Annotated in this window: 10 protein-coding genes and 1 tRNA gene; 3 read left to right on the top strand and 8 right to left on the bottom strand. The window is 60.6% G+C overall.

Annotated features, from left to right (window positions below; genetic code table 11):
* Window positions 1-62: 62 nt before the first annotated feature.
* Genes ACMQ11_RS08300 through uxaC form a run of 3 tightly spaced genes read right to left on the bottom strand, consistent with a single transcriptional unit; the run spans window position 63 to window position 3,214 of the window.
* Window positions 63-731: a bifunctional 4-hydroxy-2-oxoglutarate aldolase/2-dehydro-3-deoxy-phosphogluconate aldolase gene (locus tag ACMQ11_RS08300; protein ID WP_418992299.1), complete on the bottom strand. Its 669-nt coding sequence runs from the start codon at window positions 729-731 to the stop codon at window positions 63-65.
* 31 nt (window positions 732-762) lie between these two features.
* Window positions 763-1,782 (bottom strand): PfkB family carbohydrate kinase, encoded by a 1,020-nt coding sequence (locus tag ACMQ11_RS08295; protein ID WP_418992298.1) that lies wholly within the window; start codon window positions 1,780-1,782, stop codon window positions 763-765.
* Between the two features lie 19 nt (window positions 1,783-1,801).
* Complete coding sequence (gene uxaC / locus ACMQ11_RS08290; RefSeq protein WP_418992297.1) at window positions 1,802-3,214, bottom strand: glucuronate isomerase; 1,413 nt, start codon at window positions 3,212-3,214, stop codon at window positions 1,802-1,804.
* Window positions 3,215-3,420: 206 nt separating this feature from the next.
* Between uxaC and ACMQ11_RS08285 the strand changes: the two genes are divergently transcribed.
* Both ACMQ11_RS08285 and ACMQ11_RS08280 read left to right on the top strand, forming a co-directional pair.
* Window positions 3,421-4,542 (top strand): DUF4861 family protein, encoded by a 1,122-nt coding sequence (locus ACMQ11_RS08285; RefSeq protein ID WP_418992296.1) that lies wholly within the window; start codon window positions 3,421-3,423, stop codon window positions 4,540-4,542.
* Between the two features lie 110 nt (window positions 4,543-4,652).
* Window positions 4,653-5,696, top strand: a complete 1,044-nt coding sequence (locus ACMQ11_RS08280; protein ID WP_418992295.1) for a PfkB family carbohydrate kinase — start codon at window positions 4,653-4,655, stop codon at window positions 5,694-5,696.
* A 563-nt stretch (window positions 5,697-6,259) separates the two neighbouring features.
* Here ACMQ11_RS08280 and ACMQ11_RS08275 read toward each other — a convergent pair.
* From ACMQ11_RS08275 to kduI, 5 genes are all read right to left on the bottom strand, one after another.
* Window positions 6,260-6,333: transfer RNA gene (locus ACMQ11_RS08275), tRNA-Ala, on the bottom strand.
* Between the two features lie 421 nt (window positions 6,334-6,754).
* Window positions 6,755-7,786, bottom strand: coding sequence for a 2-oxoacid:ferredoxin oxidoreductase subunit beta (locus ACMQ11_RS08270; RefSeq protein WP_418992294.1), 1,032 nt, complete (start codon window positions 7,784-7,786; stop codon window positions 6,755-6,757).
* Between the two features lie 4 nt (window positions 7,787-7,790).
* Window positions 7,791-9,638 carry a 2-oxoacid:acceptor oxidoreductase subunit alpha gene (locus ACMQ11_RS08265; RefSeq protein WP_418992293.1) on the bottom strand — a complete coding sequence of 616 codons (1,848 nt, stop codon included), beginning with the start codon at window positions 9,636-9,638 and terminating at the stop codon, window positions 7,791-7,793.
* A gap of 476 nt (window positions 9,639-10,114) precedes the next feature.
* Window positions 10,115-10,909, bottom strand: a complete 795-nt coding sequence (locus tag ACMQ11_RS08260) for a gluconate 5-dehydrogenase (protein ID WP_418992292.1) — start codon at window positions 10,907-10,909, stop codon at window positions 10,115-10,117.
* A gap of 164 nt (window positions 10,910-11,073) precedes the next feature.
* Complete coding sequence (gene kduI, locus ACMQ11_RS08255; protein WP_418992291.1) at window positions 11,074-11,916, bottom strand: 5-dehydro-4-deoxy-D-glucuronate isomerase; 843 nt, start codon at window positions 11,914-11,916, stop codon at window positions 11,074-11,076.
* Window positions 11,917-12,190: 274 nt separating this feature from the next.
* Between kduI and ACMQ11_RS08250 the strand changes: the two genes are divergently transcribed.
* Window positions 12,191-14,089, top strand: a complete 1,899-nt coding sequence (locus ACMQ11_RS08250; protein ID WP_418992290.1) for a hypothetical protein — start codon at window positions 12,191-12,193, stop codon at window positions 14,087-14,089.
* Window positions 14,090-14,423: the final 334 nt, after the last annotated feature.

Raw genomic sequence — 14,423 nt, 5'->3', positions numbered from 1 at the left:
GCGTCCCGCGACGCTTTTCGATTCGTCGCCGGGGACCTCACGGGGCGGAACCCGCACAGTCTTTAGCGCGTACGGGCGATTACGTCCAGCGCGAAGCGGCATTTGTCGGTGACGGCTTTCCAGTCTTTGGCGGCGATGACCTCCTTGGGAAAGAGCTGCGAGCCCATCCCGACGCAGAAAACCCCGGCCTTGAACCACGCCGTGAGGTTTTCTTCGGTAGGTTCTACCGCTCCGGTAGCCATGATGTTCGACCAGGGCAGCGGGGCCTTGACGTTCTTGACGAACGACGGGCCGCCCACGTTGCCGGCGGGAAACACTTTCGTCAGGTCGCAGCCCGCGGCCTGTGCGTCGCTGATCTCCGTCACCGAGCCGCAGCCGGGGGTGTAGGGCACCAGGTGGCGGTTGCAGATCGCGGCCACCTCGGCGTTGAAGCAGGGTCCGACGATGAAATTGGCGCCGTACTGCATGTAGATGGCGGCCGTCGGCGCATCGACAACAGAGCCGATGCCCAGAATCATCTCCGGGCACTCTTTCGCGGCGAATTTCACCAACTGGATGAACACCTCCGAGGCGAAATCGCCGCGGTTGGTGAACTCGAACGCGCGCACGCCGCCCGCGTAGCAGGCTTTAAGGACCTGCTTGGCCACCTCGGCGTCGGCGTGGTAGAATACGGGAACCATGCCGGTTTTGCCGATGGCTTCCATCACCTGAAATTTAGAGAACCTTGCCATATAATTTTTATTTTTAATTCTTAAATTTGAATTATCTCTGCACCCTTCCGCTTGCGTTGCCGCCTGCGAGCGATTCGACCTCCTCGACGGAGACGAGGTTGAAATCGCCGTTGATGGTGTGCTTCAGCGCCGAGGCGGCTACCGCGAACTCCAGGGCCTCGGCCTGCGTGGGCTTGGTCAAAAGACCGTGGATCACGCCGCCCGAGAACGAGTCGCCGCCGCCGACGCGGTCGATGATGGGGTCGATGTCGTAGCGCTTCGATTCGTAGAACTCCTTGCCGTTGTAGATCATGGCTTTCCAGCCGTTGTGCGTGGCGGAGAACGACTCGCGCAGGGTCGAGATCACGTACTTGAACCCGAACTCGGCGGCCATCTGGCGGAAGATTCCCTTGTAGCCCTCGGCAGCGGTCTCGCCGCCCTCTACATCGGCGTCGGGCTTGAACCCGAGGCACAGCTCGGCGTCCTCCTCGTTGCCGATGCAGACGTCCACGTACTGCATCAAGGGACGCATGATCGACTGGGCTTTCTCCTTGGTCCATAGTTTCTTGCGGAAATTGAGGTCCACCGAGACCGTTACGCCGTGCCGCTTGGCCGCTTCGCACGCGAGGCGCGTCAGCTCGGCCGCCTTGTCCGAAATGGCGGGCGTGATGCCCGACCAGTGGAACCAGTCGGCACCCTGCATGACGGCGTCGAAATCGAAATCGGACGGATCGGCCTCGGCGATCGCAGAGTGGGCCCGGTCGTAAATCACTTTCGAGGGACGCATCGAAGCGCCGGTTTCGAGGTAGTAGATGCCCACGCGGTCGCCGCCGCGGGCGATATAGTCGGTCCGGACGCCGTACTTGCGCAGCGCGTTGACGGCCGACTGGCCGATCTCGTGGGTGGGGAGCTTCGAGACAAAGTAGGCTTCGTGGCCGTAATTGGCACACGAAACGGCTACGTTGGCCTCGCCGCCGCCGTATACGACGTCGAACGCATCGGACTGGACGAAACGCGTATTGCCCGGCGTCGAAAGGCGCAGCATGATCTCACCTAATGTTACGATTTTCATCTCTTTATGAGTTTAGATATTAGAATTTGAAATAGTTTTTCGCATTGCGGTACGAGACGGCCTCGATGATTTCGCGGCCGATGAAATCGATCTCCGACGCCGGAAGCAGCCCCTGCTCGATGTCGTTGCCCACCAGGTTGCACAGCGTGCGGCGGAAATATTCGTGGCGCGGGTACGAAAGGAACGAGCGCGAGTCGGTGAGCATGCCCACGAATCGGCTCAACAGGCCGAGGGTCGAGAGAGCGTTCATCTGCTTCTCCATGCCGTCTTTCTGGTCGAGGAACCACCAGCCCGAGCCGAACTGGATCTTGCCTGCGCCGTAGCGGCCGTCCTGGAAATTGCCCAGCATGGTGGCCACCAGTTCGTTGTCGCGGGGGTTGAGGTTGTAGATGATGGTTTTGGTCAGCTTGTCGTCGCGGTCGAGCATGTCGAAGAAGCGGGACATTTGCTTGCCCACCGTAAAGTCGCCGATCGAATCGAAGCCCGTGTCGGGGCCTAACTGGCGGAACATGCGCGAGTTGTTGTTGCGGATGGCGCCGTAGTGGAACTGCTGGGTCCACCCCGTCTCGTGGTCCATCGTGGCGAACTCGACCATCATGGCGGTCTTGAACTTGAGTATCTCCTCGCGCGTAAGCTCCGTGCCGCCGTATACCTTATTAAATATAGCGTCGATCTCGGCCTGGGTGTACTCTTCGGCGTAGAACTCTTCGATGCCGTGGTCCGAGAGGCGGCAGCCGGCCTCTTCGAAGAACTTGTGGCGCACGCGCAGGGCGTCGATCACGTCGGCGAATTTTGAAATCGTGACCCCCGAAACCTCGGACAGCCGCTCCATGTAGGCGCGGAACTCGGCCGGAACCTCGACGGCCATCGCCTTGTCGGGCCGCCACGTGGGCAGCATTTTCACGCGGAAGCCGTCGCTGCGGACTTTCAGGTGGTGTTCGAGCGAATCGACGGGATCGTCCGTCGTGCAGACCACCTCGACGTGGTAGTGCTCCATCAGGCCGCGGGCCGAGTATTCGGGCTTCTGCAACAGCGCGGTGCAGTGGTCGTAAATCTCGCGGGCCGTCGAGGGACCCAGCAGCTTGGTTACGCCGAAAGCCGTCTTCAGTTCGAGGTGGGTCCAGTGGTAGAGGGGGTTGCGCATGGTGTAGGGTACCGTCTCGGCCCACTTTTCGAATTTCTCCCAGTCGGTCGTATCCTTGCCCGTGCAGTAGCGCTCGTCGACCCCGTTGGTGCGCATGGCGCGCCACTTGTAGTGGTCGCCCTCGAGCCAGATCTTCGAAAGGTTGTCGAAGCGGTGGTCCGAGGCCACGTATTCGGGGATCAGGTGGCAGTGGTAGTCGATGATGGGCATTTTGGCCGCGTGCTCGTGGTAGAGCCGCTCGGCGGCCGGGGTCTGGAGCAGGAAATTGTCGTCGTTGAACTGTTTCATGGTCTCTATTTTCGGTTTACATTTTCGGGTCACATGCCTGCGCAGCGAAAAAAGCCTTTTTTCACAACGTAAAGATAGCGAGTTTCTGCTTGACGGAGTGTAAAAAATTACCGAATTAAGCAGATTAATTGCCATTCTGGTTGACCAAAGTACGAAAAAAACCTTAAATTTGCGACACTTACACTTTAAAAAAATCAAACGGCACTATGAAAAGATTATTTTTTGGAATCATCGCGGCTTCGCTCGTCTCCTGCGCCCAGGGAATTCGGGTCGAGGTGAAGAACGAAACCCCCGTGGAGCGCGACGACGAGACGGTCGAAATCGCCTGGGCGGAGATCGCATCGCTCAAGGGGTTGACGCCGGAGAATGTCGTGGTGATAGACGACGACCGCGAGCAGGTTCCCTCGCAGGTGATCTACAACGGCGAGCCGCAGCCGCAGGCGCTGATCTTCCAGGTCGATGCCGACCCCATGTCGAGCAAGCGTTTCACCGTCATGACGGGCCAGCGGGAGGAGTATCCCCGCAAGGCGTTCGGACGCCACGTTCCGGAGCGTTACGACGACTACGCCTGGGAGAACGACAAGGTGGCTTACCGCCTCTACGGACCCGCGCTGGAGACCTCGCCCGAGAAGCTCGTCACGCCGGGAATCGACGTATGGGTCAAGAGTACCGATAAACTCGTGATCGACGAGTGGTATGCCAAAGGCGACTACCACCACAACTACGGCGACGGCATGGACTGCTACAAGGTGGGCGTCACGCTGGGCGGCGGGGCTTCGCTGCCCTTTACCGACGGGCGGTTCTGGATGATGGGCCACAACTACCAGACGCAGCAGACGCTCGACAACGGCCCGATCCGCACGAGCGTGCGGCTGACCTATGCTCCGTTCGACGTGGCCGGAACCCAAGTTTCGCTCGTAAAAACCATCACGCTCGATGCCAACCGCCGTTTCAACCGCATGGAGAACGTCTACACGGGTGATTTCACCCAGATGCCCGTGGCCGCGGGCTTCGTGCGCCACGACGTGCGGGAGCTCTCGGAGGGCGACGGCTGGCTGGCTTTCAGCGAACCCGCATCGGATTCGAAAGACCCCGTGCGCGACGGCGACATTTACCAGGCGGTCATTCTGCCGGGCGCCCGGATGCTGCCCGACACGCTGGGGCATGCCGTAGCGGTCACCGACGTCCGTCCGGGCGAGGCGATGGTCTACTACTCCGGCTCGGGTTGGAGCCAAGGCGGCGTGGAAGACATGCAGGAGTGGCTGGAGACGGTCGCAGAAGAGAATGCCGCCGTGGTCGCGCCGCTGCGGGTGACGCTGCGCAAATAGCCCCATAGAAAAGGACGTTTCGTAACACTTTTTTCCCGAAAGCCCGGTCTGTCGCCGGGCTTTTTTTCGTACCTTTGTTTCGGGTGTCGTGCGCCCCAAAAATTACCAAGATGGAAAACCGGAAAACCGTCTCTTTCGGCGAGATCATGCTGCGGCTGACGCCGCCCGACCGCCTGCGTCTGAACCAGAGTCCCGCGCTTGCGATGAGCTTCGGCGGAAGCGAGGCCAACGTGGCCGTCTCGCTGGCCAATTTCGGCCTGCGGAGCGAATTCATCACCTGCCTGCCGGACAACCGGATCGCCGAGGCTTGTCTGGACGACATCCGCCGGTACGGGGTCGAACTGTCGCACGTCGTGCGCGCGGGGAAACGGCTTGGGCTCTATTACATGGAGGAGGCTGCGGCCATGCGCACGGCCCACGTGGTCTACGACCGCGAGGGTTCGTCGTTCTCAACCCTGCGGCCGGGGATGATCGACTGGCAGGAGGCGCTGCGCGGCGCCGGATGGTTCCACTGGTCGGGCATATCGGCCGCCGTGAGCGCGTCGACCGCCGCCGTTTGCGCCGAAGCCGTCGAGGCGGCCCGGCAGATGGGACTCACGGTTTCGTGCGACCTGAACTACCGCAAAAATCTGTGGAACTACGGCAAGCAGCCGCAGGAGGTACTGCCGCCGCTGATGGAGGCGTGCGACGTGATGTTCGGCACCGACGACGAGTACGAGAAGATACTCGGGCTAACGCTACCCCGCTTCGAGGCCCGCGACGCAACTTACCGGCCCGACGCAAAGGGCTACGAAGCAATCGGACGGGCGATCGCCGCGCGCTTTCCGCGCTGTCGAGCAAGCGTGATCGGATTGCGCAACGTACTGAGCGCCAACCACCACACCATTTCCGGAACGCTCTTCACCGAGGGGCGTCTCTTCACCACACGGGTCTACGACGTGGATTGCGTAGTGGACTGCGTGGGCGTGGGCGACGCATTTGTCGGCGGCATTATCTACGGACTGAGCGTACATCCCGATGCGCAGCATGCGCTCGATTTCGGAGCCGCGGCCTGTGCGCTGAAAAACACCGTGTCGGGCGACTACAACCAGTTCTCGGCCCGCGAGGTCGAGGAGCTCGCCACCGGATCCGTTTCGGGCCGCATAGCGCGGTAGAGGGACGCCGTTGATTCCGAGAACCCTTTTGCTCGTCCCGAACCACAAAAAGGGCCTGCCCGGCGCAGCCATCACGGCGCCGGTATAATCCGCAAAACAAATGTTCGAAAAAAGCGTTTTTTGGCAGTATTTGGCAGTAAAATTATAGCTACTGCCAAAATTTGATACTGATTATCAAGTCTTACAAACTTAGAGTTTTCATCACAAAACGAACCGTATATTATCCATGCAAATTTTCGAATAGCGTTTTAAGCGTGATTATCAACCATTTGCAAAGTGACAGTTCCAGAGAAAGGACCGGGGCAAATTGTCCCGGTCGGGTCGAGCGGAACCTGACATGGTGGCAGCAGACAAAGATGTGCGGATTCTGGGTGTTGCTGGTATTACTGCCGGTTCGTTGGAAGAAGAGCATCCTCTCCCTTATCCGTAGGTTATAATAAAGACGGTAATAATAAGTATGTGATATTTTACTTTACCACGATAAATAGAATAGGGACTGATGCAGGATATAGTCCCCGTTTCAGTCCCTATCAATTACAAACTGCTGATTTATTTCATCGTTGTGGAGAATACGAGAGTCGAACTCGTGACCTCTTGCATGCCATGCAAGCGCTCTAGCCAACTGAGCTAATCCCCCATTGCGAGTGCAAAGATAAACCGATTTTTTTATCCACGCAATAGCCGGACGAAAAAACGCACCGGAGAGTGCATTTTTTTGAACCGGCAATCGGCGGAAAGCGAAACGGACCGTACACTCGGGTTGCAATCTCTGAATGATAAAAGATGGCCCTTATATAATTGTTCAAGGTGAAAGGTGTTTTCGATCCCCGAACAATGCCGTGGGGGCGCAGGGCAAGGTGAAAAGTAATAATTGTCATCCCGACGGAGCGTAAGCGACGAGGAATCTTCCGCTGATTGTTTTGGCTTGCAACCCCTCGTCAGGCCCGGGAATCGGGTACTTTCCTTGCAGACCTGCTCGGGGGCTCGGGGGCTCGGGGACGAAAGGGGAGCGTGCGGAATCCCCGCACGCCCCCGGAATAATTCTTAATTTTTAATCGTTACTCCACCTCCCAAGTCGCTCCTGAGTGCAGCAGGTCGTCCACCGAACGGATGGGGCTGGCGGCGCGCACCTCCTCCACTTGGCGCTCGACGGCAAGGTCGTAGACCGCCTCCTGCTCCACGGCGCGGATAACGCCCAGAGCAACCGGGTAGTCGGGGTATTTCATCGCCGCGAGCATCGTGTGCAGCGTGGTGTCCTCCTCGTGGGCATCGTGCGTGAGGATGTCGTCGAGCGTGTAGCCCTCTTCGCCGACGGTGACCACCTTGAGCTTCATATTTTCGAAGACGAGGCCTTTGCGGCGGTCGGCGCCGAAGAGCATCTTCTCGCCGTGGCGCAGCGTGATGGTGCGCTCGGCGCGGGTCGCCTTGTCGGCGGCGAATGCGGCGTGGGTCTTGTCATTGAATATCATGCAGTTCTGCAACACCTCGACCACCGACATGCCCTTGTGCTGCGCAGCGGCCACCAGGCACTCTTTCGAAAGTTGTACCTCCATGTCGATCGAGCGGGCGAAGAACGTCCCCTTGGCGCCGATCACCAGTTCGCCGGGGTTGAACGGCTTTTCGACCGTGCCGTAGGGCGAGGTCTTGGTGATCTTGCCCAGCTTCGAGGTCGGAGAGTACTGGCCTTTGGTCAGGCCGTAGATTTCGTTGTTGAAGAGGATGACGTTCAGGTCGACGTTGCGGCGGATGGCGTGGATGAAATGGTTGCCGCCGATGGCCAGCGAGTCGCCGTCTCCCGTAGCGACCCACACGTTGAGGCGCGGGTTGGCCACCTTGACCCCCGTGGCCACGGCATTGGCGCGTCCGTGTACGGAATGGAACCCGTAGGTCTTCATGTAGTAGATGAAGCGCGAGGAGCAGCCGATGCCCGACACGAACGTGAAGAGGTTGTGGGGCGTATCGGTGAGGTCTGCGATCTCGGGCAGGGCGCGCTGCACGGCATTCAGGATCGCATGGTCGCCGCAGCCGGGGCACCAGCGGACCTCCTGGTCGCTCTTGAAATCGGCGGGTGTATAGTTGTATTGTGCCATGATCTTACTGGATTAGGGATTTGAAATGGCGGCTCAGCTCGACGATCGTGAAAGGCTGCCCTTCGCACTTGTTGAACTGTTCGTAGCGGAACTCCTGGAACTGCTGGCGCAGGTACGCGGCGAATTGCCCCTCGTTCAATTCGCAGACGACAATCCGGCGGAAACGCGCGAACGCCTCCCGAACGCCCCGCGGCAGCGGATTGATGTAGTTGAAATGGGCCAGCGAGACGCGGGTGCCCTCCGCGCGGAGCTCGTCCACGGCATTTTGCAGGTGGCCGCGCGTGCCGCCCCAGCCGACAACCAAAAGGTCGCCCTCTTCGTCGCCGTAGACTGCGAGAGGCGGAATGTCGTCGGCCGCTTTGGCTACCTTGGCCGCGCGTGTCGAAACCATCGTCTGGTGGTTGGCCGGGTCGTGCGAGATGCACCCTTTCACGCAGTCTTTCTCCAGACCGCCCACGCGGTGCTCCAGCCCGACCTTGCCGGGGAACGCCCAGCCGCGGGCCAGCTTTTCGTTGCGCACGTAGGGCATGAACACCCCGCCCTCGGGGGCCTCTTCGACAATGGGAGGAACGATTGCGGGATAGTCTTTCATCTCGGGGATGCGCCAAGGCTCGGAGCCGTTGGCGATGAATCCGTCGGTCAGGAGGATCACCGGGGTCATATGCTCCAGGGCCAGTCGTCCGGCTTCGAAAGCGTAGTGGAAGCAGTCGCTGGGCGACGAGGCAGCCACCACGATCACCGGGCATTCGCCGTTGCGGCCGTAGAGGGCTTGCTGCAAATCGCTCTGCTCGGTCTTGGTCGGCAGGCCGGTGGAGGGACCGCCGCGCTGCACGTCGACCACCACGAGCGGCAGTTCGGTCATGACGGCCAGTCCGAGGGCTTCGCTCTTGAGCGAGAGACCCGGACCCGAGGTGGTCGTTACGGCGAAATTACCCGCAAAGGCGGCGCCGATGGCCGTGCAGATGCCGGCGATCTCATCCTCGGCCTGCACGGTCTTCACCCCGAGGTCCTTGCGCTTGGCCAGCTCCTCGAGGATGACCGTTGCGGGCGTAATCGGGTAGGAGCCGCAGAAGAGCGGAAGACCCGCTTTCTCGGCTGCGGCGCACAGACCCCATGCCGTAGCTACATTGCCCGAGATCGAGCGGTAGGTGCCCTTTTCGAGGTTGGCGGGCGCCACGCGGTAGTGGTTGGCGAACTGGTGGGTATTGGCCGCATAGTTGTATCCGGCGTCGATGGCCAGTTTGTTGGCTTCGGCGATGGCGGGGTTCTTCCGTGCGAATTTCGACTCAAGGTAGCGGTGGGCGTGCGTCTCGGGGCGGTCGAAGAGCCAGAAGCAGATGCCCAGCGCAAACATGTTCTTGCACTTGACGGCCGAGCGGTTGTCCAGCTCGGTCTGCATCAGCGCCTCGCGCGTCATGGAGGTGATGTTGGGAACGACCACGTTGTACTCGTCCAGTTCCAGTTCGGCGATGGGGTCGAGCGTGGCGAAGCCCGCCCGTTTGAGGTGCTCCTCGGTGAGCGAGTCGCCGTCGAGAATCACCGTGGCGCCTGCCTTGAGCCACTTGCGGTTGGCCTTGAGCGCCGCGGGGTTCATCGCCACCAGCACGTCGCAGTAGTCGCCTGGATTCAGCTCGCGGTGGCAGCCGAAATGAACCTGAAAGCCCGAGACGCCCGCAACGGTGCCCTGCGGTGCGCGGATCTCGGCGGGGTAGTCCGGGAACGTGGAGATGCCGTTGCCCAGGAGCGCCGAGGTGTCGGAGAAGAGCGTGCCCGTAAGCTGCATGCCGTCGCCCGAGTCGCCCGAGAAGCGAATCACGACGTCCTGCAACTCCCGCACTGAAGTTTTGTCCATGTCTTGTTTTGGGTTTGGTTTCAAATACGTAACACAAATATATAAATTTATTGTCAGATTGTTCTTCGAAGACGGAAAATTTTAGTCGATCGTTACTTTTTGCCCCGGGAAAGGGTTTGCAAGGTGAAAGGTGTTTTCGATCCCCGTGCCTAAAGAGGGGCCTAAGCCGAAACAATCAGCGGACGATCCCTCGTCGCTTACGCTCCGTCGGGATGACAACTATTACATTTCTCTTTTCTCCATGACCGGCGACCCCTCGACTGCGCTCGGGGATCGAGGACGGAAACTGCGCTCTTCTTCCTTATATACCCCCCCCCTCGACCGGGCTGGGCCAGGACTTTACTTTTCACCTTTCACTTTTCACCTTTCCCTGCACCCCCGCGACGTTGCTCGGGGATCGGGAACAAGTCGTTTCGGGTGCAAAAAAAAGAGGCCCGCCGATGGGCGGACCTCTTGCAGATCAAAGGTTGCGGCGGTTACTGCGGCTGCTTGCCGATGTAGGCCAGGATGCCGCCGTCGACGTAGAGAATGTGTCCGTTGACGAAATCCGAGGCGTCCGAGGCGAGGAAAACGGCCGGACCCATCAGGTCCTCGGGCGTGCCCCAGCGGGCTGCGGGGGTCTTGGCCACGATGAACGAGTCGAACGGATGGCGCGAACCGTCGGCCTGACGCTCGCGCAGCGGCGCGGTCTGGGGCGTGGCGATATAGCCCGGGCCGATGCCGTTGCACTGGATGTTGTACTCGCCGTATTCCGAAGCGATGTTGCGCGTGAGCATCTTCAGTCCGCCCTTGGCGGCGGCGTAGGCCGAGACGGTCTCGCGGCCCAGTTCGGACATCATCGAGCAAATGTTGATGATCTTGCCCTTGCCTTTCTTGATCATGGCCGGAATGACCGCTTTCGAGACGATGAACGGACCGTTGAGGTCGATGTCGATCACCTGACGGAACTCGGCGGCGCTCATCTCGACCATCGGGATGCGCTTGATGATGCCGGCGTTGTTGACCAGAATGTCGATCACCCCGACCTCCTTTTCGATCCGGGCGACCATTGCGTTGACCTGCTCCTCGCTGGTCACGTCGCAGACGTAGCCGTGGGCTTCGATCCCCTCGGCCTTGTAGGCTGCCAGGCCCTTGTCCACCAGCTCCTGCTTGATGTCGTTGAAGACGATCCGGGCGCCCTGCCGTGCGAATGCCGTGGCCAGTGCGAATCCGATGCCGTAGGAGGCGCCCGTTACCAGAGCGACCTTGCCTTCCAAAGAAAAGTTTACCATTGTTTTATGGAGTTTATTGAGTTTTTAATGCCCCTCCCCATTAAGTCCCCCTTTTCAAAGGGGGATTTAGGAGGATTGTCTACACTGGATTTTTCGAAATAACCGACCCGCCAAGCGGACGGCTACCCAAAGCGAGCCGATTTTTCCGAAAAGGCCGCAGACTATTATTTCAGGTCGGTTATTTTCGAAAAATCCTGGTCGCCGTAGTCGAGGTTCTCGCCCCCCATGCCCCAGATGAAAGTATAGTTGTGGGTGGCGGCGGCGCTATGGATCGACCACTCGGGCGAGAGGACGGCCTGATCGCCTTTCATCCAGATGTGGCGCGTCTCGTCGACTTCACCCATCAAGTGGCACACGGCGTGCTCTTCGGGAACCTCGAAATAGAAATAGGCCTCCATGCGGCGCGAGTGGACGTGGGCGGGCATGGTGTTCCACACGCTGCCGGGCAGCAATTCGGTCATGCCCATCTGCAACTGACACGTGGGCAGCACCTGGTTGACGAGCATCTTGTTGATATTGCGGTCGTTCGAACCCTCCAGAGAGCCCATGTGGGCCACCACGGCGTCTGCTTTGGTCACTTTCCGGTCGGGGTAGCTGCAATGGGCCGTCGTGGAGTTGAAATAGAACTTGGCCGGATTGGCGGGATCGGCGCTTGCGAAAGTCACCTCGCGATCGCCGGCACCTAGGTAGAGCGCCTCCTTGTAGTCCAGTTCGAACGTCTTGTCGCCCGACTTGACAACGCCCTTGCCGCCGACATTGAAGATACCCATCTCGCGGCGGGTCAGGAAATAGGGAGCCTTGAGCGGATCGATGGCCTCGAGCGGAAGCGTCTCCCGAACGGGCATGGCGCCGCCCACGATCATGCGGTCGTACATCGAGTAGACCAGGTTGATCTCGTCGGATGCGAATACCTTTTCGATCAGAAAGTCGCGGCGCAGGCGCGTCGTGTCGTAGTGCTTGGCATCCTCGGGATGCGAGGCATAGCGGATTTCGTAATTGGTTTTCATGGAATTTATTGATTTTTAGTTTGTTCTGTGCGCTTAAAAGTCGAAATCGGTTCCGGCGCCGAAAATTGGCAGACCAATCTCTGTCTGCAAATATACGAAAAGATTCGGGATTGTAGACTTTCGTGCCGGGAAAAATTTCACCGGCAGCGGAATACCGCTTCGGCAGTCTCGTTTTCCGTTTCATCCCCGGAAAACGGCATTTCACCCGGCGGGCGGGCTGCGGGGGCGACGGCGTGCACTATCTTTGCCGTACAAACCGAAAAATTGCAGATCGATGAAAAAGTTTTCGCTTTTTGTTTGGAGTTTGCTGGCGGCGGTCGCCGCCTCCGCCCAGGTCGCTCAGCCTGCGGCGTGCGACGAGGTTTGCCTGCTCGAAGCGGGCGTCGGGGACCCGGCCGCAGCGGGGACCTATGCCGTGGTCTCACCCGTCGGGCGGCCGACGGTGGGGATGATCGCGCAGGCGCCGCGGCTCGAATCGCTCGATCACAAGACGATCGCCGTCGTGGGCGGCAGTTTCATGGCCTCGGTCACCCATCCCGAGATCAAGCGGCTGATTCTGGAAAATTACCCTACGGCCCGGGTATTGCTCCTCAGTGAGATCGGGTCGGCCGGGGTCTATCCGGCGCCGGGCGTCACGCGCCGGGCCAAGGAGGAGTTCCAGCGGCGGCTCCGCGAAATGGGCGTCGATGCCGTGATCGCGGGCAATGGCGGCTGCGGACTCTGCACGCCGAAAGAGACCGGATCGAGCATCGCGGCCGAATACCTCGGAATTCCGGCCGTGACGATCGCCGCGACGGGTTTCGCCGAGCAGGTCTACGCCACGGCGCTCAACAACGGCGTGCCGGCGCCCCGCGTGGCGGTCTATCCGGGTGCCTTTGCGGCCCATACGCGCGAGGAGCTGCTCGAAAATACGCGCAACGTGCTCTGGCCGCAGATAGTCGATGCACTCACGCGGCCTCTTACGGAGCAGGAGATCGCCCGGGCACCCGCGCAGGGCGAGGCGGCCGGGCGCGAGGTGGTCTTCGCCGGGACGCTCGACGAGGTGAACCGCTTTTTCACCGGGCAGCGCTGGTCCGACGGACTGCCCATTGTGCCGCCGACCCGCGAACGGGTGGAGGAGTTTCTGCGCTTCACCGATCGGCCTTGGGACCAGACGGTGGGGGTACTCCCCGTCGCCCACCGCAACACGCTGGTCTGGCACGTGGCCGTGAATGGCGTGATGGCGGGGTGTCCGCCCGAGTTCATGCCGCTGCTCCTGGCCTTTACCGAGGCGCTGGGTGACCCCGTGTTCCGGCGCAGCCTGGGCAGCACCCACGGCTGGATTCCCTACTGCTGGATCAACGGCCCGGTAGCGCGGCAGCTGGGAATCGACTGTGGGCAGGGGGCGATCTCCGAGCCGCGCAACGCGGCCCTGGGGCGCTTCATGAACCTGGCGATGATGAATCTGGCGGGATACTACGTCAAGGAGGACCGGATGGGAACGTTCGGCTACCCGATGCCATGGTGCCTGGCCGAGGACGAGGCGGCATGTCTGGGGATCGGATGGGAACCCTGGCACGTCGCGGAGGGGTACGGCCTGAACGACAACACCCTCACGGCGGCTTCGGCCCTGCTGTGGGGCAATAACCTCACCCCGGCGACGGCCGACGGGGAGCGGATCATGGAGCTGATGGCCTGGGACATTACGCGGTGCGGGCAGTTCGCGCTCGGGAGCGGCAAGCCGTTCACTGACCGTACGATCCTCGTGACCGCATCCGTGGCCCGCGATCTGGCCCGCACCTATCCGACCCGCGAAGAACTCGAGGGGGCACTGGTCGCAGCGGCCCGGCAGCCGGCCGCGGAGCGCGCTGCGGCGAACTACTGGGCCAATCCCGGCAGCGCTTTCGATCCCGGTAAATACAGCGTCGAGCAACATTTGCAGCGGATCATCCGGCAGGAAGGGGGCGAGCGGACCGATGCTCCGGCGTGGTCGCCGACCGAGGGAAAGATTTGGACCGTGCCGGTGATGAAACCGGGCATGACGCCGATCCTCGTGACCGGCGATCCCGACCGCAACAAGGTGCAAACCATGCCCGGAGGCGGGCGTGCCACCCGGGCGATCGAACTGCCCGCTGCGTGGGACGCGCTGATGGCCGAACGCGGCTACCGGCCGCTGAGCGAGTTTTTCCTGTGAGCGAGGTCCGGAGCGAGGTGAAGCATTGATAATCTGTCATTCCGAGCGAATGCAAGGAATGACAGATTATCTATATTGACTTGCGGCCACACGGTTGCGCTCGGGGATCGAGAACGGATCGTTTTTCGACTGCGCTCTACTTTTCACCTTTGTCTTTTCAACCTGCCTGCGGCGGCTTGACTTTGCTCCAGCTCGGCATAGCCCGTGAAGCGGCTCTGCACTCGCTTAACCGCAAAGTTCGTCTTTCACCTTGTTTGCGGTTCGCAGCCAGCGGAGGGCAAATCGGGAACCGATGCAGTCCTCCGCCCGGGGTGGCTGCGGACTGCCGCCGCAT

Source organism: Alistipes sp. (assembly GCF_048465575.1).
Classification (GTDB): Bacteria; Bacteroidota; Bacteroidia; order Bacteroidales; family Rikenellaceae; genus Alistipes.
This window is presented reverse-complemented; position numbering and strand designations above follow the sequence as displayed.

Coding starts and splice junctions, on each gene's coding strand:
- kduI (WP_418992291.1), bottom strand. CDS start 11,916: ATGAAAACCAATTACGAAATCCGCTATGCCTCGCATCCCGAGGATGCC.
- ACMQ11_RS08260 (WP_418992292.1), bottom strand. CDS start 10,909: ATGGTAAACTTTTCTTTGGAAGGCAAGGTCGCTCTGGTAACGGGCGCC.
- ACMQ11_RS08270 (WP_418992294.1), bottom strand. CDS start 7,786: ATGGCACAATACAACTATACACCCGCCGATTTCAAGAGCGACCAGGAG.
- ACMQ11_RS08295 (WP_418992298.1), bottom strand. CDS start 1,782: ATGAAAATCGTAACATTAGGTGAGATCATGCTGCGCCTTTCGACGCCG.
- uxaC (WP_418992297.1), bottom strand. CDS start 3,214: ATGAAACAGTTCAACGACGACAATTTCCTGCTCCAGACCCCGGCCGCC.
- ACMQ11_RS08250 (WP_418992290.1), top strand. CDS start 12,191: ATGAAAAAGTTTTCGCTTTTTGTTTGGAGTTTGCTGGCGGCGGTCGCC.
- ACMQ11_RS08280 (WP_418992295.1), top strand. CDS start 4,653: ATGGAAAACCGGAAAACCGTCTCTTTCGGCGAGATCATGCTGCGGCTG.
- ACMQ11_RS08300 (WP_418992299.1), bottom strand. CDS start 731: ATGGCAAGGTTCTCTAAATTTCAGGTGATGGAAGCCATCGGCAAAACC.
- ACMQ11_RS08265 (WP_418992293.1), bottom strand. CDS start 9,638: ATGGACAAAACTTCAGTGCGGGAGTTGCAGGACGTCGTGATTCGCTTC.
- ACMQ11_RS08285 (WP_418992296.1), top strand. CDS start 3,421: ATGAAAAGATTATTTTTTGGAATCATCGCGGCTTCGCTCGTCTCCTGC.